Raw genomic sequence first — 18777 nt, forward strand, 5'->3', positions numbered from 1 at the left:
AATAAATTACGACAAAGTGGCGATTAATTTTGAGCCAAATTGTCTGGTATTCCAGTTTTCATCATAATCAAGACCGATTTTATCGGCAATTTCTCTTAATGCCTCTTTGGTGTTGGCATACACTCTAAAACTAGCAACACTGCCATTATCTAATATACGCACGCAATATTCGCCAAATTGTGCAATGCCGTCTTCGCCATATTCTTTGATAAGTTTGCTACCAAACTGTCTTGTCGTCCAGTTGTCATCATAATCAAAACCAACTTCTTGTGAAATGGCTCGCAAACTTGCAATGACATTGTCATATTCTTTTAATACACTAATACTGCCGTTTTCATGTTGCGAAACAAGATATTCGCCATAAGCGACTGATTTTACTGCCATAATACTCACTCCTATAAATAAATATTTGCTTTGGTTGTTTTTTAGCTTAGGAAAGCAAAGATTTTGCAATCCAATCAAAAACAATAAGACACCACCAAACATTAAAAATGTTAACGTTTGTAATTTTAAAATACATCATTTATAATAAATGATTATTATGTAGAATCCACCAACAAATCCGACTTTTTACACCCACTTTTTCATCATCCTACCCACAAAAAAGGGACTTTATGGACATCACCAAAAATCTTGCCAACCTTAGAAAAGAACATCATCTTACTCAAGAACAAATGGCGGAAAAATTACAAATGTCTAAAAATGGTTATGCCAAATTAGAGCGTGGTGAAAGTAGGGTTACCATTGAACATTTGTTTAAAATTGCCCAAGAATTTAACATAGATGCCAGTGAATTATTAAAAGAGCATAAAGACATAAATTTTTTATTGGGTGATAATAATACAAATTATGCCAACCGCTATTATGGCGAGACAACCATACAAATAGAAAAACTAGAACTCATCATCGCCCACAAGGACGAGCTGCTTGCTCAAAAAGACAAAGAAATCACTCTGCTACGACAACTGCTGGATAAATAAATTTACCTTTGGGGCTTTTATTGATAAAATGCATTTTTATCTTGATAAATGCCCATGAAAACCCTAGCAATCCTAGGCGGTATGAGCCACCAAAGCACCGCCATTTATTATAACCAAATCAATGACTTAGTCCACAATCCCTAGGGGCAAATCATTCAGCACGCCTGCTTGTACTGAGTGTGGATTTTGAGACGATTGCCAATTTGCAGCGACTTGACGATTGGCAGACCATGGGCAGCTGCTTGCTTACGATGCCAAAACCTTAGAGCAGGCAGGGGCAGACGGCATACTACTTGCCACCAATACCATGCACAAAGTCGCCCATAAGATACAGTCTGCCATCAGCATTCCATTTTTGCATTTATTGCAAGCCACAGCCCTACAACTAAGCACGCATGGCATCACCAAAGTAGGATTGCTTGGCACACGTTTTACCATGTCGGACGGCTTCTATCAGGCATATATGGCGGATTTTGGGATTGATGTGATTACCCCCAATGCCGACACACAAGACGAAATTCATCGCATTATTTTTGATGAATTGTGCTTGGCATAATCAAGTTTTGCGTAGATTATCTTGATTTTAAATCATCTAAAATCAATGCTCTCGGGTCGATCTAAACTCTACTTCAGGATATCTTTCTTGCATAAGCTGTAAATTGACACGGCTTGGAGCAAGATAAGTCAGATAGCCACCGCCATCTACTGACAGCTGATCGTGGGCTTTTTTCTTAAATTTCTCAAATGCCACTTTATCATCACAATGCACCCATCGTACGGTGGCAATACTCACAGGCTCAAAGGTGCATTGTACTTTATATTCTTCTTTTAGGCGATGAGCCACCACTTCAAACTGAAGCACGCCTACCGCTCCTAAGATTAAATCGTTATTAATTTGGGGCATAAATACTTGAGTTGCCCCTTCTTCAGACAGTTGCTGTAGACCTTTTTGTAGTGCTTTAGATTTTAGTGGATCTTTTAGCACCACACGGCGAAATAATTCAGGGGCAAAGTGGGGAATGCCTGTAAAATTTAAGGTTTCGCCACTTGTAAAACTATCACCAATCTGAATGGTACCATGGTTATGTAAGCCAATGATATCGCCTGCATACGCCTCTTCTAGGGCTTCACGATCACCTGCTAAGAAGGTTAAGGCATCTGAAATTCGCACCTCTTTGCCGATACGAACGTGGTTCATTTTCATGCCTTTTTCGTATTTACCACTGCATACACGCATAAAGGCAATGCGATCTCGGTGTCGTGGATCCATGTTGGCTTGGATCTTAAATACAAACCCTGAAAATTCAGGCTCGTCTGCCTTGACGGTGCGTTCTATTGCTGTGTGATCTTTGGGTGGCGGTGCGTATTGGGTTAAGATATCTAAAATCATATTAACACCAAAGTTGCCAAGTGCTGTACCAAACAGTACAGGCGTTTGTCTGCCTGCTAAAAACTCACTTTCGTCCCAGTCTTCATGAGCCATTTGTACCAATTCTAGGCTTTCTTCAAACTGTTTAAAGGCAAGCTCACCAATTTTTTGGCGAATGTCTGGATAGTCATAGCCGTCACGACTCTCAATCTCGACGATTTCTGTACCATGCCCTTTTTTATATAGGTAGGTTTTATTATCTACTAGATGATACACACCAGCAAAATCTTGACCCATGCCAATCGGCAAAGTAAACGGAATGCATTGAATATTAAGCACTTTCTCGATTTCGTCTAACAGCTCTAAGGGGTCTTTAATCTCTCGGTCTAGTTTGTTCACAAAAGAGATGATGGGCGTATCACGCATACGACACACTTCCATCAGTTTAATCGTACGTTCTTCTACGCCTTTAGCACCATCAATTACCATCAGGGCAGAATCCACAGCAGTCAGCGTGCGATAAGTATCTTCAGAGAAGTCAGCATGACCTGGGGTGTCAAGTAAGTTTACCATATGGTCGGCATATGGAAACTGCATGACGGATGTAGTAATGGAGATGCCACGTTCTTGCTCCATACTCATCCAGTCGGATGTGGCGTGTTTGTCGGTTTTGCGAGATTTTACTTCGCCTGCCGTTTGGATTACCTGCCCCCACAGTAGCAATTTTTCAGTCATGGTTGTTTTACCAGCATCAGGGTGACTAATGATGGCGAATGTGCGGCGTTTGTTAATTTGGTTTTGTAGGTCGGTCATAGTTGTGATTACGTTTAAAATTTGACATATTATAAGGCTTTGAGATGAAAAAGGCGAATTTTTGGCATAAAAAAGCACTCAAAAAAGAGTGCTTTTTATTTTAGTTGGCTCAGCTAGATTAACGCAGTCTGCGGTAGTTAGCAGCAGCAGAACGAGCACCTGCAATACTTGCGATGAACGTTAGTAGTGCACTGATTAGCCAGAATAGACCGCCGTATAATGCTGCTTTACGAGCATGATCTTCAGCTTGTGCTAGACCTTGTTCGATGTCTTGACGAGTTTCTTCGATGGTTTTCTCAGTTTTTGCTTTGTACTCTTGGTAAGTTTGAGTGGCTTCGGTACGCACTTGTTCAGCTTGAGCACGGCTTAAGCCTTGAGCTTGTAGACGGTTGATGAACTCATCGCTTGCTAGTACGCCTTCAATGTGAGCCATGCGTGCTTTTGCATGTTCGTCTAGGTTTTTCCAAGTGTCAATGCTTGTAAAATCAAGTGATTGCACTTCTTCTTTGGTGTCTTTTAGTAGGTTTTGAACTACAGTAGCGGTTGCACTGATTTGAGCTTGGTCGATACCGTCTAGGTTTTTTGCTAGAATGGCTTCGATGTCTTCACGGCTAACATCGCCTTTCACGCTTTCGTAAGCTGTGCGTGCTTTATTAGCAATTTCGCTGTTTGCCAATAGGCCAGAGGCTGCAGCACCTGTACCTGCAGCAGATGCCGCAGCACCTGTTACGCTGCTTACTGCACTGCCTGCACCGCTTGCTATGCTACCTACTGCATTACCTGCACCACGCACGATGCTAGTCGCACCACTCATGGCAAAGTAGCTCGTTGCTACGATGATAACCGCTGCTGTTAATACACCTGTTAGTGTTGCATCTTTTGGGTGAATGGCAGTGCCATCACCTAAGATGGATTCAGGGGCAGATGCTTTAACGGCAAAATAACCTGCCACAAAAGCACTTAATAATGCTGTGATAATGGTATAAATACCTGCTGTAATGCCTGCACCTTGTAGATCTAACGACAAGAAAGAACCAAGAACCAGTGCCAATGCTGCCATCGCAATGATCACAACAAGACCCATTAAAAGACCGGCAAAAATGCCACGCCATGAAGGTCTGGTCATAGAGATTACTGCCATACAAACTCCTAAATTTTATCTTATGAACTATTAAACTGCTTAAAAACGTGCCAATATCGAGCGTTATTTGCTCAATTATTTGTTAATTGGCACAATTAATAGGCAAAATCAGTTAATTATAGCTTAATTAGTTGATTATTTCAGAATTATTTGTGGTTTATTTGTAATGTTTTGTTAATAAAGCTGTATTTTTAAAGAAACTTTTAGCATGATTTGCGATATAATGTCGTTAAAAATCATAAGATAAATCCCCCTATATTTGCTATAATCATGTTAAATTTATCTTTATAGTAAGTACCATGAATAAGCCAATTCCAAATCTCACCAAACTTCCCACCGATCACATTGATAAACAAAGTGTGCCTGTCGTACTGGTTGATGGTTCGTATTACCTATTTCGCTGCTTTCATGGATTGCCACCTTTATCAAATTCTAAGGGTTTGCCAACCAATGCCATTCGTGGCGTGTTAAATGCCCTAAACCGTCTAATGACTCGTTATAATCCCACGCACATTGCTGTCGCTTTTGACACGAAAGCGCCGACTTTTCGTCATGAATTATCTACCGACTATAAAGCTCACCGCCCACCGATGGATGATGATTTGCGTGTGCAGATTCCATATATACACCGCATGATTGAGTTAAGCGGTATTGCACTTGTGGTGCTTGATGGCTTTGAGGCAGATGATATTATTGGTACGCTTGCTTATACAGCTTGCCAACAGGGACACCCTGTGGTTATTAGCACAGGCGATAAAGACATGGCACAGCTTGTCAATGATTGCGTTATTTTAGAAGATAGCTTTAAAAGTGTGGTTACAGACACAGCAGGCGTGATAGAGAAGTTTGGTGTATCGCCAAGCCAAATTATTGACTACTTAACGCTGATGGGTGATGCATCAGATGGTATTGCAGGCATTCCAAAAGTGGGAGCAAAAACAGCAGCAAAATTACTAACACAATATGGCGATATTGATGGTATTTTAGCAAATTTAGACCAAATCAAAGGCGTGGTTGGCAAGAATCTAACTGAGCATCAAGCTGACATTCCACTCAACAGAACGCTTGCTACCATCGTAACGAACCTAAACTTGCCGATTGGCTTTGATGATATTCGTTTAGATTGTTCATTAGCCGCCCAAAAAAGCCGTGCTCAAGCTTTATATGAACTTTTTGATGAACTTGAATTTAAAAAAGAAAAAGAGCAAATGGCTCGGATGTTGACAAACGACGAAGTTACTAAGTCGCCCACCCAAGATTTTATAGGGCAGTCTATTGATGGCTCTTATGATAGTTCTCATAAAGAAAATAGCACTACCGATATCCCAATCGTGCAATCACTGCCAGATAGCCCTGTGAATTATCAGACCATCACCACCATGTCTGATTTTAAGGCGTTATTACAACAGCTAAATCAAGCCGCATATTTTGCCATCGATACTGAGACGACCAGCGTAAATTGGCAAGTGGCAGAGCTTGTCGGTATCTCGGTGAGTTTGGCTGATTTTACAGGGTATTACATTCCTGTTGGGCATACCGATGATTTTGGTGTTGTATTAAAAGGTCAGCTTGATCGTGATGAAGTACTTCGACTGTTACAGCCTATTTTGGCTAACCCACAGATTGGTAAAATCGGTCAGCACATAAAGTATGATGCTCATATTTTTGCTAAATATGGTATTGATATTAAAAATTGGCACATGGATACCATGCTGGCAAGCTACGTGATTAACACTGTCGCAACTCGCCATAATATGGACGAGTTGGCAAGCTATTATTTGGGTGTAAAAACCACTACATTTGAAGAGGTTGCAGGCAAGGGGGCTAAGCAAGTAAGCTTTGATCGGGTGTCTTTAAATGTTGCAAGTCACTACGCTGCCGAGGATGCTGATATCACGCACCGATTATTTAGTGTGTTTAGTCGCTATTTAGCACAGGACGATACAGCGTATGAGCTATTACACCGATTAGAAATTCCCACCGCTCAGATTCTAGCACAGATGGAGCGTGAGGGTGTGCTGATTGATGTGCCGTTTTTAGAGAAGTTGTCTGCAGAATTTGATGAGCAAATTATTAAGCTTGAAAAACAGGCACACAGCTTGGCAGATGAAGCCTTTAATGTGGCAAGCCCTAAACAGCTTGGAGAGATTTTATTTGACAAGCTTGGCATCATGGGGGGTAAAAAAACCAAGACAGGGCAATATTCTACTTCTGAAAGCGTGTTGTCTAAAATCGATCATCCGCTTGTGGATACGGTGCTAGAACACCGTAGTCTATCGAAACTAAAAAGCACCTATACAGATGCCTTAGCTAGGGTTGCAGATAAAAAAGGGCGTGTGCATACCAGCTACCATCAGGCATTGACGAGTACAGGTCGCTTGTCATCATCTGAGCCAAATTTACAAAATATCCCTATCCGCACTCCAACAGGTCGCCGTATTCGTGAGGCATTCATCGCTCCAAAAGGTCGGGTGATTTTAGCAGCAGATTATTCTCAGATTGAGCTTAGGCTGATGGCACATTTTAGTCAGGACGAAGGGCTGATTTATGCCTTTAATCACAATTTAGATATCCATACAGCAACTGCAGCTGAGATTATGGGTAAGCAGTTGGCAGAAGTAACACCAACCGCAAGACGTTCAGCGAAGGCGGTGAATTTTGGGCTGTTATATGGCATGAGTGCTTTTGGCTTAGCCAAGCAGCTTGGTGTAGGTCGAGAGGTTGCCAATGACTATATCAAGCAGTACTTTGCCCGCTATCCTGCGATCGGTGAATATATGGAGAAGACCAAAGAGCAAGCTAAATCTTTGGGTTATGTGCAGACGATTTTGGGCAGAAAATTGTACGCACCAGACATTCATGCCAAAAACGCAATGATTCGCCAAGGTGCTGAGCGAGCGGTTATTAATGCGCCACTACAAGGGTCGGCAGCTGAGATTATTAAGCTTGCTATGATTGCAGTTGATAAGGTATTGCCAAAAGAACATGCTAAGCTACTACTACAAGTGCATGATGAGCTTGTGTTTGAAGTAGATGAAGACAAGGCAGACGAGATTGGCAACCTAATTAAAAATGCCATGCAAACTGCCTTATCAAAGACTGCCAAGGACTTAGGTTGGAATGTGGATTTTGCTGTGCCATTGGTCGCTGAAATCGGTGTGGGTGAGAACTGGGAGGCTGCTCACTAGGGTGATAGCCGAGAAGATAAAGCAGAATATAAAGAGTTGCTCTGCTTTAGTTGATGAATGATCGCTGGAAATGATATATTTCATCAAATAAAATAATCCAGTAAAAACAATAAGTTACATAAATATTTAAAAATTTATTAAAAAAGTGCTTGCACCGCTTAGAAAATATGTTATTATACGCACCACTTAGGAACACACCGCCGGCTTAGCTCAGTTGGTAGAGCAACTGACTTGTAATCAGTAGGTCGCCAGTTCGACTCCGGCAGCCGGCACCATTCCTAAGAACTCATTCGGTAAAGCCCATCTCTTGGGCTTAATCTTTTAAAAGACCATTAAAAGATATGCCGTATCAAATCAGGTGGGGTTGGGGAGCGGTCAAACCCAACAGACTGTAACTCTGTCGCGAAAGCTTCGAAGGTTCGAATCCTTCCCCCACCACCATTTTTCTATCAGACACACTGCGGGTGTGGTTTAGTGGTAGAACCTCAGCCTTCCAAGCTGATGGTGCGGGTTCGATTCCCGCCACCCGCTCCATATGCTCTTATAGCTCAGAGGTAGAGCACTCCCTTGGTAAGGGAGAGGTCCCGAGTTCAACTCTCGGTAAGAGCTCCATATTTAATCCCTTGAAATGCATTAGTTTCAAGGGGTTTTGATTTATTAGCAGTAAATTCTTGTTAAAATTAAACTTGTTGTTTTACGCATTTTTCGCATAAAATACGCAAAAACTGTAAAATTTACGCCAAGATTGCGATTAAAATCTCTTTATGTATTTATAAGATTGTCAGCATAGGTTGTGCTGTCTGTGGTATATTATCTTTTTATATGAGCCAATCATAAAAAAGAAGCTATAAGAAAAAAGAAAGGACTGCACCAGAATAACACCTGTGTTTACTAGTATTATGAAGATAACTCGTTGTAACACAGCAAAAAAAGCAAGTTAGTTACTTGAATTTTTTGTACTTCAAATAACTGCCAGAAGTGCAGCAGATTTACTTGGCATTTAAGCATAATTTAAGCAGCGTTATTTATCATAAAATCTTAACTTTGATACAATATCATCTTAGCCTAGAAGCTCAAACACGCTTTGATGGTAAAATAGAGCTAGTGAAAGCTATTTTGGTGGTATTCGTAAAGGCAAGCGCTGTCGTGGTGCTGGCGGTAAAACCACTGTCTTTGGTCTTTTAAGGCAAATGGTAAAGTTTATACCGTAGTTGTTAAAGATATTAAAACAAACACACTTATGCCCATTATCAGTAGTAAAATCAAGCCTGATAGTATTGTTTATACAGATAGTTATAAAAGCTATAATGCCTTAGATGTCAGTGTTTTAAGCATTTTAGAATAAACCACTCAAAAGAGTTTGCTGACAAAGAAAACGCTCATAATTACATCAAGGTACAAGAAAACTTCTGGTCGCAAGCTAAGCGTACACTACGCAAATACAACGGCATTGATAAGAAAAACATTCATCTTTTTATCAAAGACGGAAGTTTAGATTTAACTATGGCTTAGCTTTAATCAGCTTAAAGTGCTTAGGAAATGGTGTGGGATTTAAGGTTAATCTAGTACAGCCCCTAAAAGAATGTAGCATCAATACAGCCTTAATAAATTGACTAAAAATCATGATTAGGTAAAATAGTGTTCTTTAAATATGTTTTTTTGTGTTATAATTAGCTAGATATGGCAAATTTCAGCGTTTGACAAAATGGACGCTTGTCTGTCAGTTTAACACCCACAAGCTTCTCGTCAAGCGAGAGCTTCACAACAAGAGGATACACTCATGGCCAAAGCCAAGTTTGAACGTAACAAGCCGCACGTAAACGTAGGCACCATCGGTCACGTTGACCACGGTAAAACCACTCTAACTGCTGCTATCGCAACTGTTGCTGCTAAGCACCACGGCGGTGAAGCAAAAGACTACGCTGCTATTGACTCAGCTCCTGAAGAAAAAGCACGTGGTATTACCATTAACACATCTCACATTGAATATGACACTGCCAATCGTCACTATGCACACGTAGACTGCCCAGGACACGCTGACTATGTTAAAAACATGATCACAGGTGCAGCTCAAATGGACGGTGCTATTCTAGTTGTATCAGCAACTGACGGCCCAATGCCACAAACTCGTGAGCACATCTTGCTATCTCGTCAGGTTGGTGTACCATACATCATGGTATTTATGAACAAGTGCGATATGGTAGATGACGAAGAACTTCTTGAGCTAGTTGAAATGGAAGTGCGTGAACTTCTATCTGACTACGACTTCCCAGGTGATGACACGCCTATCATCAAAGGTTCTGCTCTAGAAGCCCTAAACGGTTCTGACGGCAAATACGGTGAGCCAGCAGTTCTAGAACTATTAGACACACTAGACACTTATATCCCTGAGCCTGAGCGTGACATCGATAAGCCATTCTTAATGCCAATCGAAGACGTATTCTCAATCTCTGGTCGTGGTACCGTTGTAACAGGCCGTGTAGAGTCAGGTGTCATCAAAGTTGGTGAAGAGATTGAAATCGTTGGTATCAAACCAACCGCAAAAACGACTTGTACTGGTGTTGAAATGTTCCGTAAACTACTAGACGAAGGTCGTGCAGGCGAAAACTGTGGCGTGCTACTTCGTGGTACTAAGCGTGAAGACGTACAACGTGGTCAAGTACTAGCAAAACCTGGTTCAATCACTCCACACACCAACTTCGACGCTGAAGTGTATGTACTATCAAAAGAAGAAGGTGGTCGTCACACGCCATTTTTAAATGGCTATCGTCCACAGTTCTACTTCCGTACCACTGACGTAACTGGTGCTATCACTCTACAAGAAGGTACTGAAATGGTAATGCCTGGTGATAACGTTGAGATGAGTGTTGAACTTATCCACCCAATCGCTATGGACAAAGGTCTACGCTTCGCTATCCGTGAAGGTGGCCGTACTGTAGGTGCTGGTGTTGTTGCTAATGTTAAGAACTAATTAGCAAATTGTCAAAAAAAGCAGACTTAGGTCTGCTTTTTTTTGTTTAATCTGGGATAAAATTGCTTGCAATTATAAAAATTTTTGCTATAATAGCAGACCTTAACACCTTAGGCGATTGGCTCAATTGGTAGAGCATCGGTCTCCAAAACCGAGGGTTGGGGGTTCGAGTCCCTCATCGCCTGCCACATTTCTTCTATGTTATCCTTTTATATTTATAAATTGGTCACTCCAAGGCAAGTCCTTCATGAGCGATAATAAGAATTATCTTAACACCCAAGCTGCTGATCATTCAAAGCGCCCAACCACCATCTCCAAAGAAAATGTTGTTGAGGTGGCAAAAACACGTTCGGCAAAAGACGTTCTCTTGTGGATTTTGGCAATTGTTGCATTAATTGGTGCAACATTAGTCACGCAGTACCTACCACGTTATTGGGTAGCAGCGAATGATGTTTGGGTGCAAATCGGTATTACAGTAGCTTTGATTGTATTTGCGATTTGTTGTCTTGTCTTTACTCACCAAGGTCACGCTTTTAAAGTGTTGTTAAAGGATGCTGGTATTGAATTACGACGAGTAACATGGCCGACAAAAAATGAGACCGTGCGTTATACCTGGCAGGTGCTTTTGGCTATGGCTATTGTTGGCTTTATCGTATGGCTTTTAGATAACGCCTTTAATTATCTATTGGGTTTTGTTTTAAACTAATTTAGGGGTTCGGTTATGCGTTGGTATATTATCCAAGCATTTTCAGGCTATGAAAAGCAAGTTCAACGTTCATTGGTTGAACGAATTAAACGTAGTGAGTTTGCAGAACAATTTGGTGATGTACTTGTACCAACCGAAGAAGTTATTGAAATGCGTGACGGTAAAAAACGCACGGTTGAGCATAAGTTATTCCCTGGTTATGTACTCATCAATATGGACATGACCGAAGATACATGGCACATTGTTAAAGACTGCCCCAATATTACAGGATTTATCGGTGGTACGCCAGAAAATCCTGCACCAATCACCAAAGTAGAAGCTGACCGCATTTTAAATCGCATCCAAAAAGGCAATGAGGCACCGCGTCCGAAGACAATGTTTGAGCCAGGTGAAGAAGTGCTTGTGATTGATGGACCGTTTACCGACTTTAAAGGCGTTGTGAAGAAAGTTGACTATGATAAGTCTAAGCTTTATCTGACTGTCAGTGTCTTTAATCGCCCAACTGATGTTGAATTAGAGTTTACAAAAGTTGAAAAATTAAATTAATTATTGTATAATTAAAAATTAGCTCTAGTTTAATCTAGGGCTTTTTGACGAAATAAACGATTTTGTTTATTTATCACTATCACGGGGAGCTAATGATATTAGCGTTATCACCCATTATTGGAGAAATCTCATGGCAAAGAAGATTGATGGCTACATCAAGCTACAAGTGCCTGCTGGCAAAGCGAACCCTTCACCACCGATTGGACCTGCTCTAGGTCAAAAAGGTGTGAACATTATGGCATTTTGTAAAGAGTTTAATGCTGCATCAGCAAATATTGAACCAGGCCTGCCAATTCCTGTTGTAATTACGGTATTTAATGACAAATCATTCACGTTTGTGATGAAGTCGCCACCTGCGGCTGTGCTACTGCGTAAAGCAGCAGGTATTGCCAAAGGCTCTAGTGTACCGAATAAAGATAAAGTTGGTACAGTAACACGCGCCCAACTTGAAGAAATTGTAAAAACTAAAGAAGCGGACCTAACCGCTGCTGATCTTGAAGCTGCAGTACGTACCATCGCAGGTACAGCACGCTCAATGGGTCTTAATGTGGAGGGTGTATAATGGCTAAGCTAACTAAGCGTCAAAAGCTCATCAATGAAAAAATTGACAGCGATAAACTATACACCATTGAAGAAGCGGTTGCAATCTTAAATGATTTGCCAGCGGCAAAATTCAAAGAATCAATTGACATCGCTATCAACCTAGGTGTTGATCCACGTAAATCAGACCAAGTTGTTCGTGGTGCTACCAATCTACCAGCTGGTACTGGTAAAACTAAACGTGTTGCGGTATTTGCTCAAGGTGCTACTGCAGAAGCTGCTAAAGAAGCAGGTGCTGACGTTGTTGGTTTTGAAGACTTAGCTGACAGCATTAAAGCTGGCAACATGGACTTTGATGTGGTTATTGCATCACCAGACGCTATGCGTGTGGTTGGTCAGCTAGGTACTATCTTAGGTCCACGTGGTCTTATGCCAAACCCTAAAGTTGGTACAGTAACTGCAGACGTAGCAACTGCTGTAAAAAATACCAAAGCGGGTCAGGCTCAGTACCGTGTAGATAAAGCAGGTATCATTCATGCTTCAATCGGTCAAATTGGTTTTACTGGTGAGCAAATCGAACAAAACGCAACTGCGTTATTGAATGACTTGAAAAAAGCAAAACCTGCAACATCTAAAGGTATCTATATTAAGAAAATTACACTATCTAGCACCATGGGTCCTGGTATTTCAATCGATCCAGTACCGCACCGTGCTAATAAGTAATTTTTAGTAATTTTATAAGCGTTAAATGATTTATAGACTTTAAAGGTTGATTTAAATTATTTTTCGCTTATAATAGCATTTTCGTCATAGGCTTGCCCGATTGTAAGGCTCTTGACGATAAAATTATTAGTTCAGCACAGCGGGTTGTGCTGTCTAAGACCGTAGGTATTCATTATTGTTCTCAAGAATGGATATAAATTATAAGTAAAATTATAAGCCTACGCAGACGGTAAGACTATTGGTCGCCGTATTTGGTGCAAATGTCTTAGACATTTGTAAAATTTGCTTACCATGTTAATGGTAAATATGGAGACAACCCATGGCACTAAATCTTCAAGACAAACAAGCAATTGTTGCTGAAGTGAGTGAAGCTGCCAAAGTTGCCCTTTCTGCTGTTGTTGCCGATTCTCGCGGTGTAACAGTAGGTCAAATGACTGAACTTCGTAAACAAGCTCGTGCAGCTGGTGTTGATGTGCGTATTGTGCGTAATACTTTATTACGTCGTGCCCTAGAAAACACTGACTATGCTTGCATGAACGATGTATTTGTTGGTCCTACTCTAATTGCATTTTCTAACGAACACCCAGGTGCTGCGGCACGCTTGTTCAAAGAGTTTGCAAAAACCAACAACAAGTTTGAAATTAAAGGTGCGGCTTTTGAAGGCGAATTCATTGATCCAAAATCTATCGATAGACTTGCAACGCTACCGACTTACGACGAAGCTATTGCACGCTTGATGGGTACAATGAAAGAAGCTGCTGCTGGCAAACTTGCCCGTACGCTTGCTGCCTTTCGTGATAAGCTAGAAGCAGAAGCAGCTTAATTACGCTTTAACTCATTTATTTAATCTGACTAATAGGAATAATTGCTATGTCACTAACTAACGAACAAATCTTAGACGCAATCGCGGAAAAATCAGTAATGGAAATCGTTGAGCTTATCTCTGCGATGGAAGAAAAATTCGGTGTATCTGCAGCAGCACTAGCAGCAGCCCCAGCAGCTGGCGGTGAAGCAGCAGCAGCTGAAGAGAAAGACGAATTTGACGTAGTTCTAACCAGTGCTGGCGACAAGAAAGTTGCAGTAATTAAAGTTGTGCGTGAAGTAACTGGTCTAGGTCTAAAAGAAGCCAAAGACCTAGTTGAAGGTGCTCCACAAACTGTTAAAGAAGCTGCATCAAAAGCTGAAGCTGAAGAGCTTAAGAAAAAGCTTGAAGAAGCTGGCGCAGGCGTTGAGCTTAAATAATTTTCTTATTAATAGCTATGCAGGCTTTTTAAGCTTGGCATAGTTTTAAAGAAATTATCATAAAAAAACCAGTAGTGCTATTGCATTATTGGTTTTTTTTGTTATAATTAATTACTTGACCTTTTGTGATTTGCCTGCACGGGCGGACAAACACACTTCAAAAAGGACAAATTTTCCCTATGCAGACAGACTTGATATTCGCCAATGCTCACTAAGCTAGATACCTTTGGTGTTTGGCCTTTTGTCATGCATTGGTTTTTTACATGATGTAATAGGGACATCGTGCTGAAAATTATCCATTTTATCGATGTATCACTGCAAAGGGGGCGAGTTCCCGCCTGAATTGGTTCCAATTCGGCTCGCATGGCATATTGTAAGTTTTAATCAGTCGGAAAAATGAGTATTTGTTGGCAAATCAGCAGACAAATTGTTTTCCAATTTAACGTAAGGAATCTTAATGGCATACTCTTATACTGAAAAAAAACGTATTCGTAAAAGTTTTTCCAAATTACCAGACGTCATGGACGTGCCATATTTATTGGCAATCCAAGTAGATTCTTACGAGCAGTTTTTACAAGAACATAAACAACCTAAAGCTCGCGCTAATGTCGGTTTGCAAGCAGCATTCTCGTCTATATTCCCAATCACCAGTCATTCTGGGCATGCTGAACTTCAATTTGTTGAGTATCAGCTTGGTGAGCCTGAATTTGATGAACGTGAATGTATTATGCGTGGCTCAACATTCGCTGCACCACTTCGTGTAAAAATTCGTTTAGTGGTTAAAGATAAAGATAATAAAGCAACTATTAAGGATGTGCGTGAGCAAAGAGTATATATGGGTGAAATCCCATTAATGACAGACAACGGTACGTTTATTATTAACGGTACTGAGCGTGTCATTGTATCTCAGCTACATCGTTCACCTGGTGTGTTCTTTGACCATGACAAAGGCAAGTCGCATTCAAGTGGTAAAGTGCTGTATAACGCTCGCATTATCCCATATCGTGGTTCATGGCTTGATTTTGAGTTTGACGTAAAAGACTTGGTATATGCACGTATTGACCGTCGCCGTAAGTTACTTGCAACCATTATTTTACGTGCCATCGGCATGGATGACCAAGAGATTTTAGATACTTTCTTTGATAGTATTGAAGTGTTTAAAGGTGCAGATTCTTTTGAAGTAGAGCTTGTGCCTGAGCGTTTACAAGGTGAGATGGCTCAATTTGACATCGTATCGCCTGATGGTAAAGTATTGGTTGAGCAAGGCAAGCGTATTAATGCTCGCCGCATTAAAGAAATCGTCGCATCTGGTATGACGAAACTTGCAGTGCCTGATGAGTATTTATATGAACATATTCTGGCAGAAGATATTTTATACCACGATGAAGTGATTGCTCGTGCCAATACGTTAATTGACCATGAGCTTTTGGTAAAACTAGCAGATAAAAACATCGAAAGCTTTAAAATTTTGTTCACCAATGACATTGATCATGGTGCCTACATTGCAGATACTTTGCGTGCCGACACCGTTAAAACACGTGAAGAAGCTTTGATTGAAATTTATAAAGTCATGCGTCCAGGTGAGCCGCCAACGCTTGATACGGCAGAAAAGCTATTTGAGAGCATGTTCTTTAGCCAAGAGCGTTATGATTTATCAAATGTCGGTCGTATGAAGTTTAATCGCCGCTTAGGTCGTGAGTTCGTTGAGACAGATGATATTGATGTACAGCGTGAGCAGGGTGTTTTATCTAAGCAAGACATCATCGATGTGGTAAAAGAGTTGTTTGAGATTCGTAACGGTCGTGGTGAAGTTGACGATATTGACCATTTGGGTAACCGTCGTATCCGTTCGGTGGGCGAGATGACCGAGAACCAGTTCCGTATTGGTCTAGCTCGTGTAGAGCGTGCAGTAAAAGAGCGTCTAACGACAGCTGAAACAGACAGTGTATCTCCACAAGATCTGATTAACTCAAAACCTGTGGCAGCAGCAATCAAAGAATTCTTTGGTTCAAGCCAGCTTTCACAGTTTATGGATCAGAACAATCCACTGTCAGAAATTACGCATAAACGTCGTGTTTCTGCACTTGGCCCTGGTGGTTTGACTCGTGAGCGTGCAGGCTTTGAGGTGCGAGATGTACATAACACCCACTATGGTCGCGTGTGTCCGATTGAGACACCAGAAGGTCCAAACATTGGTTTGATTAACTCATTGGCAGTATTTGCTAAAACCAATAATTTTGGCTTCTTAGAAACGCCATATCGCCGCGTGATTGATGGCAAGGTAACTGACGATATCGAATATATGTCAGCCATTGAGGAAGTAGGTGCGGTAATCGCTCAGGCAGATTCCCCGATGAATGATCAAGGTGAGCTGACAGAAGAGATGGTGATGGTGCGTTACCAAGGCGAATCGGTGCGTATGGGTGTGGATAAAGTCACCCATATGGACGTATCACCACGTCAAGTTGTGTCTGTGGCAGCAAGCTTAATTCCATTTTTGGAACATGACGATGCTAACCGTGCTTTGATGGGTGCAAACATGCAACGACAAGCTGTGCCGACGTTACGCAGTGATAAGCCGCTTGTTGGTACAGGTATGGAACGCCACGTTGCTAGAGATAGCGGGGTGTGTGTGGTCGCCAAGCGTGGTGGTGTTATTGAAGAAGTTGACGCCAGTCGTATCATCGTGCGTGTTGATGAAAGTGAAGTCGTTGCAGGTGAGGCGGGTATTGATATTTATAACCTTATCAAATATACACGTTCAAACCAAAATACTTGTATTAACCAACGTGCTATCGTGAATGCTGGTGATAAAATTGCTCGTGGCGATATCTTGGCAGACGGCCCATCTACTGACTTGGGTGAATTGGCACTTGGTCAAAATATGCGTGTGGCGTTTATGCCGTGGAATGGTTATAACTTTGAAGACTCTATTTTGCTATCTGAACGTGTGGTGCAAGAAGACCGCTTTACCACCATTCACATTCAAGAGCTAACTTGTGTGGCTCGTGATACCAAGCTTGGACCTGAGGAAATCACAGGCGATATTCCAAACGTCGGTGAGGCTGCCCTTGCTAACCTGGATGAAGCAGGTATCGTTTATATCGGTGCAGAAGTAGACGCAGGGGATATTTTGGTGGGTAAAGTTACCCCAAAAGGCGAAAGCCAATTAACTCCAGAAGAAAAGCTGCTTCGTGCCATCTTTGGTGAAAAAGCTGCTGATGTAAAAGATACGTCACTTCGTGTGCCTTCATCTACAAAGGGTACAGTTATTGACGTGCAGGTCTTTACCCGTGATGGGCTTGAAAAAGATAGCCGTGCCAAAGCTATCGAGCAAGCAATGCTAGATGACTACCGTAAAGACTTAAGAGAGGGTTTAAATATCTTTGAAGCGGCTGCACGTGACCGTATTATCAGCTTGCTGGTTGGTAAGAAGGTAAGTGGCGGTGCTGGCTTTAAGGCAGGTACTGTGCTGACAGCAGAACAGATGCAAGATATTGCACTTGATTCATTGCTTGACATTCAGCCTGCAGAAGAAGAAGTGTCAGAGCTACTAGGTCAGATTGCTGATTACTTGGCTGAAAAGCGTAAAGAGATTGACAACAAGTTTGCTGATAAGAAACGCAAGCTTACTCAAGGCGATGACTTGGCACATGGCGTTCAAAAAATCGTCAAAGTATATTTGGCGGTGAAACGTCGTATCCAGCCAGGTGATAAGATGGCAGGTCGCCATGGTAACAAAGGTGTGGTATCACGCATTATGCCAGTTGAGGATATGCCTTATGACGAAAATGGCAACCCAGTTGATGTGGTGCTAAACCCGCTAGGTGTACCATCTCGTATGAATATTGGTCAGATTCTAGAGACGCACCTTGGTATGGCAGCTCGAGGGCTGGGCGATAAGATTAATACCATGCTCCGTGCACAAGCAGCAGTGACTGAATTGCGTGAATTCTTGGATAAGATTTACAACCAAGTAGGCGGTGAGCAAGTTGATTTAGACAGCTTGAGTGATGACGATGTAATCACACTTGCAAATAACTTGCGTCAAGGCGTACCAATGGGTACAGCTGTATTTGACGGTGCCAAAGAAACCCAAATCAAAGCATTGCTTGAATTGGCAGGGCTTGATAAATCAGGTCAGCAGACGTTATATGATGGACGCACAGGTAAGCAGTTCGATCGCCCTGTTACTGTCGGCTATATGTATATGCTTAAATTAAACCACCTAGTTGATGATAAGATGCACGCTCGTTCAACAGGGTCATACAGCCTTGTCACCCAGCAACCACTTGGCGGTAAAGCACAGTTTGGTGGTCAGCGTTTTGGCGAGATGGAAGTGTGGGCATTAGAAGCTTACGGTGCAACTTATACCTTGCAAGAAATGCTGACGGTGAAGTCGGATGATGTGGAAGGTCGTACTCGTATGTATAAGAACATCGTGGACGGTGAGCAGTATATGAATCCTGGTATGCCAGAATCGTTTAATGTACTAACCAAAGAAATTCGCTCGCTGGGTATTAACATCGATTTAAAAGAAAAAAAATAATCGGTAAGG

The 18777-nt window shown here is 41.7% G+C and carries 14 protein-coding genes, 5 tRNA genes and 1 pseudogene; 17 read left to right on the forward strand and 3 right to left on the reverse strand.

Annotated features, from left to right (window positions below; genetic code table 11):
- Window positions 1-6: 6 nt before the first annotated feature.
- On the reverse strand, window positions 7-384 hold the full coding sequence (locus LU293_RS06300) for a hypothetical protein (protein WP_242746459.1): 378 nt from the start codon (window positions 382-384) through the stop codon (window positions 7-9).
- 230 nt (window positions 385-614) lie between these two features.
- On the opposite strand from LU293_RS06300, the gene LU293_RS06305 reads away from it, so the two are divergent.
- Window positions 615-980, forward strand: coding sequence for a helix-turn-helix domain-containing protein (locus LU293_RS06305; protein ID WP_242746461.1), 366 nt, complete (start codon window positions 615-617; stop codon window positions 978-980).
- A 220-nt stretch (window positions 981-1200) separates the two neighbouring features.
- Entirely contained in the window at window positions 1201-1536 is a 336-nt protein-coding gene (locus LU293_RS06310; protein ID WP_242746464.1) for an aspartate/glutamate racemase family protein, read from the forward strand.
- 42 nt (window positions 1537-1578) lie between these two features.
- Here LU293_RS06310 and LU293_RS06315 read toward each other — a convergent pair whose 3' ends face one another.
- Together LU293_RS06315 and LU293_RS06320 are read right to left on the reverse strand one after the other, a co-directional pair.
- Entirely contained in the window at window positions 1579-3162 is a 1584-nt protein-coding gene (locus LU293_RS06315) for a peptide chain release factor 3 (protein WP_242746466.1), read from the reverse strand.
- A 118-nt stretch (window positions 3163-3280) separates the two neighbouring features.
- A complete protein-coding gene (locus tag LU293_RS06320; protein WP_242746469.1) occupies window positions 3281-4303 on the reverse strand; it encodes a hypothetical protein in 1023 nt (340 codons plus the stop codon).
- A 299-nt stretch (window positions 4304-4602) separates the two neighbouring features.
- Between LU293_RS06320 and polA the strand changes: the two genes are divergently transcribed.
- The 15 genes and pseudogenes from polA (at window position 4603) to rpoB (ending at window position 18768) form a co-directional block, all read left to right on the forward strand.
- Window positions 4603-7491, forward strand: coding sequence for a DNA polymerase I (gene polA / locus LU293_RS06325; RefSeq protein ID WP_242746472.1), 2889 nt, complete (start codon window positions 4603-4605; stop codon window positions 7489-7491).
- Between the two features lie 199 nt (window positions 7492-7690).
- Window positions 7691-7766 (forward strand) — tRNA-Thr (locus LU293_RS06330).
- An 82-nt stretch (window positions 7767-7848) separates the two neighbouring features.
- Window positions 7849-7932: transfer RNA gene (locus LU293_RS06335), tRNA-Tyr, on the forward strand.
- Between the two features lie 19 nt (window positions 7933-7951).
- Window positions 7952-8025 (forward strand) — tRNA-Gly (locus LU293_RS06340).
- Between the two features lie 3 nt (window positions 8026-8028).
- Window positions 8029-8103 (forward strand) — tRNA-Thr (locus tag LU293_RS06345).
- Window positions 8104-8390: 287 nt separating this feature from the next.
- Window positions 8391-9046 (forward strand): annotated as a pseudogene (locus tag LU293_RS06350) (IS1595 family transposase).
- 225 nt (window positions 9047-9271) lie between these two features.
- Window positions 9272-10462: an elongation factor Tu gene (gene tuf, locus LU293_RS06355; protein ID WP_242746475.1), complete on the forward strand. Its 1191-nt coding sequence runs from the start codon at window positions 9272-9274 to the stop codon at window positions 10460-10462.
- 112 nt (window positions 10463-10574) lie between these two features.
- Window positions 10575-10650, forward strand: a tRNA-Trp gene (locus tag LU293_RS06360).
- 59 nt (window positions 10651-10709) lie between these two features.
- A complete protein-coding gene (gene secE, locus LU293_RS06365) occupies window positions 10710-11168 on the forward strand; it encodes a preprotein translocase subunit SecE (RefSeq protein WP_242746478.1) in 459 nt (152 codons plus the stop codon).
- A gap of 15 nt (window positions 11169-11183) precedes the next feature.
- A complete protein-coding gene (gene nusG, locus LU293_RS06370; RefSeq protein WP_242746481.1) occupies window positions 11184-11714 on the forward strand; it encodes a transcription termination/antitermination protein NusG in 531 nt (176 codons plus the stop codon).
- A gap of 130 nt (window positions 11715-11844) precedes the next feature.
- Window positions 11845-12276: a 50S ribosomal protein L11 gene (rplK, locus tag LU293_RS06375; RefSeq protein WP_242746483.1), complete on the forward strand. Its 432-nt coding sequence runs from the start codon at window positions 11845-11847 to the stop codon at window positions 12274-12276.
- Window positions 12276-12977, forward strand: coding sequence for a 50S ribosomal protein L1 (gene rplA, locus LU293_RS06380; protein WP_242746485.1), 702 nt, complete (start codon window positions 12276-12278; stop codon window positions 12975-12977). The genes rplK and rplA overlap by 1 nt, the downstream gene beginning before the upstream one ends.
- Before the next feature lie 319 nt (window positions 12978-13296).
- The gene (rplJ, locus tag LU293_RS06385; RefSeq protein WP_242746488.1) at window positions 13297-13800 is read left to right on the forward strand and encodes a 50S ribosomal protein L10; all 504 of its coding nucleotides are present in this window, start codon (window positions 13297-13299) and stop codon (window positions 13798-13800) included.
- Between the two features lie 47 nt (window positions 13801-13847).
- Window positions 13848-14219: a 50S ribosomal protein L7/L12 gene (gene rplL / locus LU293_RS06390; RefSeq protein WP_242746492.1), complete on the forward strand. Its 372-nt coding sequence runs from the start codon at window positions 13848-13850 to the stop codon at window positions 14217-14219.
- A 457-nt stretch (window positions 14220-14676) separates the two neighbouring features.
- Window positions 14677-18768 (forward strand): DNA-directed RNA polymerase subunit beta, encoded by a 4092-nt coding sequence (gene rpoB / locus LU293_RS06395; protein ID WP_242746494.1) that lies wholly within the window; start codon window positions 14677-14679, stop codon window positions 18766-18768.
- Window positions 18769-18777: the final 9 nt, after the last annotated feature.

It is taken from the genome of Moraxella nasovis (assembly GCF_022701215.1).
GTDB lineage: Bacteria > Pseudomonadota > Gammaproteobacteria > Pseudomonadales > Moraxellaceae > Moraxella > Moraxella nasovis.

Excerpts from the sequence above, each read along its gene's own strand:
- LU293_RS06300 (WP_242746459.1), bottom strand. The coding sequence starts at position 384 with ATGGCAGTAAAATCAGTCGCTTATGGCGAATATCTTGTTTCGCAACAT.
- LU293_RS06305 (WP_242746461.1), top strand. The coding sequence starts at position 615 with ATGGACATCACCAAAAATCTTGCCAACCTTAGAAAAGAACATCATCTT.
- LU293_RS06315 (WP_242746466.1), bottom strand. The coding sequence starts at position 3,162 with ATGACCGACCTACAAAACCAAATTAACAAACGCCGCACATTCGCCATC.
- LU293_RS06320 (WP_242746469.1), bottom strand. The coding sequence starts at position 4,303 with ATGGCAGTAATCTCTATGACCAGACCTTCATGGCGTGGCATTTTTGCC.
- polA (WP_242746472.1), top strand. The coding sequence starts at position 4,603 with ATGAATAAGCCAATTCCAAATCTCACCAAACTTCCCACCGATCACATT.
- tuf (WP_242746475.1), top strand. The coding sequence starts at position 9,272 with ATGGCCAAAGCCAAGTTTGAACGTAACAAGCCGCACGTAAACGTAGGC.
- secE (WP_242746478.1), top strand. The coding sequence starts at position 10,710 with ATGAGCGATAATAAGAATTATCTTAACACCCAAGCTGCTGATCATTCA.
- nusG (WP_242746481.1), top strand. The coding sequence starts at position 11,184 with ATGCGTTGGTATATTATCCAAGCATTTTCAGGCTATGAAAAGCAAGTT.
- rplK (WP_242746483.1), top strand. The coding sequence starts at position 11,845 with ATGGCAAAGAAGATTGATGGCTACATCAAGCTACAAGTGCCTGCTGGC.
- rplA (WP_242746485.1), top strand. The coding sequence starts at position 12,276 with ATGGCTAAGCTAACTAAGCGTCAAAAGCTCATCAATGAAAAAATTGAC.
- rplJ (WP_242746488.1), top strand. The coding sequence starts at position 13,297 with ATGGCACTAAATCTTCAAGACAAACAAGCAATTGTTGCTGAAGTGAGT.
- rplL (WP_242746492.1), top strand. The coding sequence starts at position 13,848 with ATGTCACTAACTAACGAACAAATCTTAGACGCAATCGCGGAAAAATCA.
- rpoB (WP_242746494.1), top strand. The coding sequence starts at position 14,677 with ATGGCATACTCTTATACTGAAAAAAAACGTATTCGTAAAAGTTTTTCC.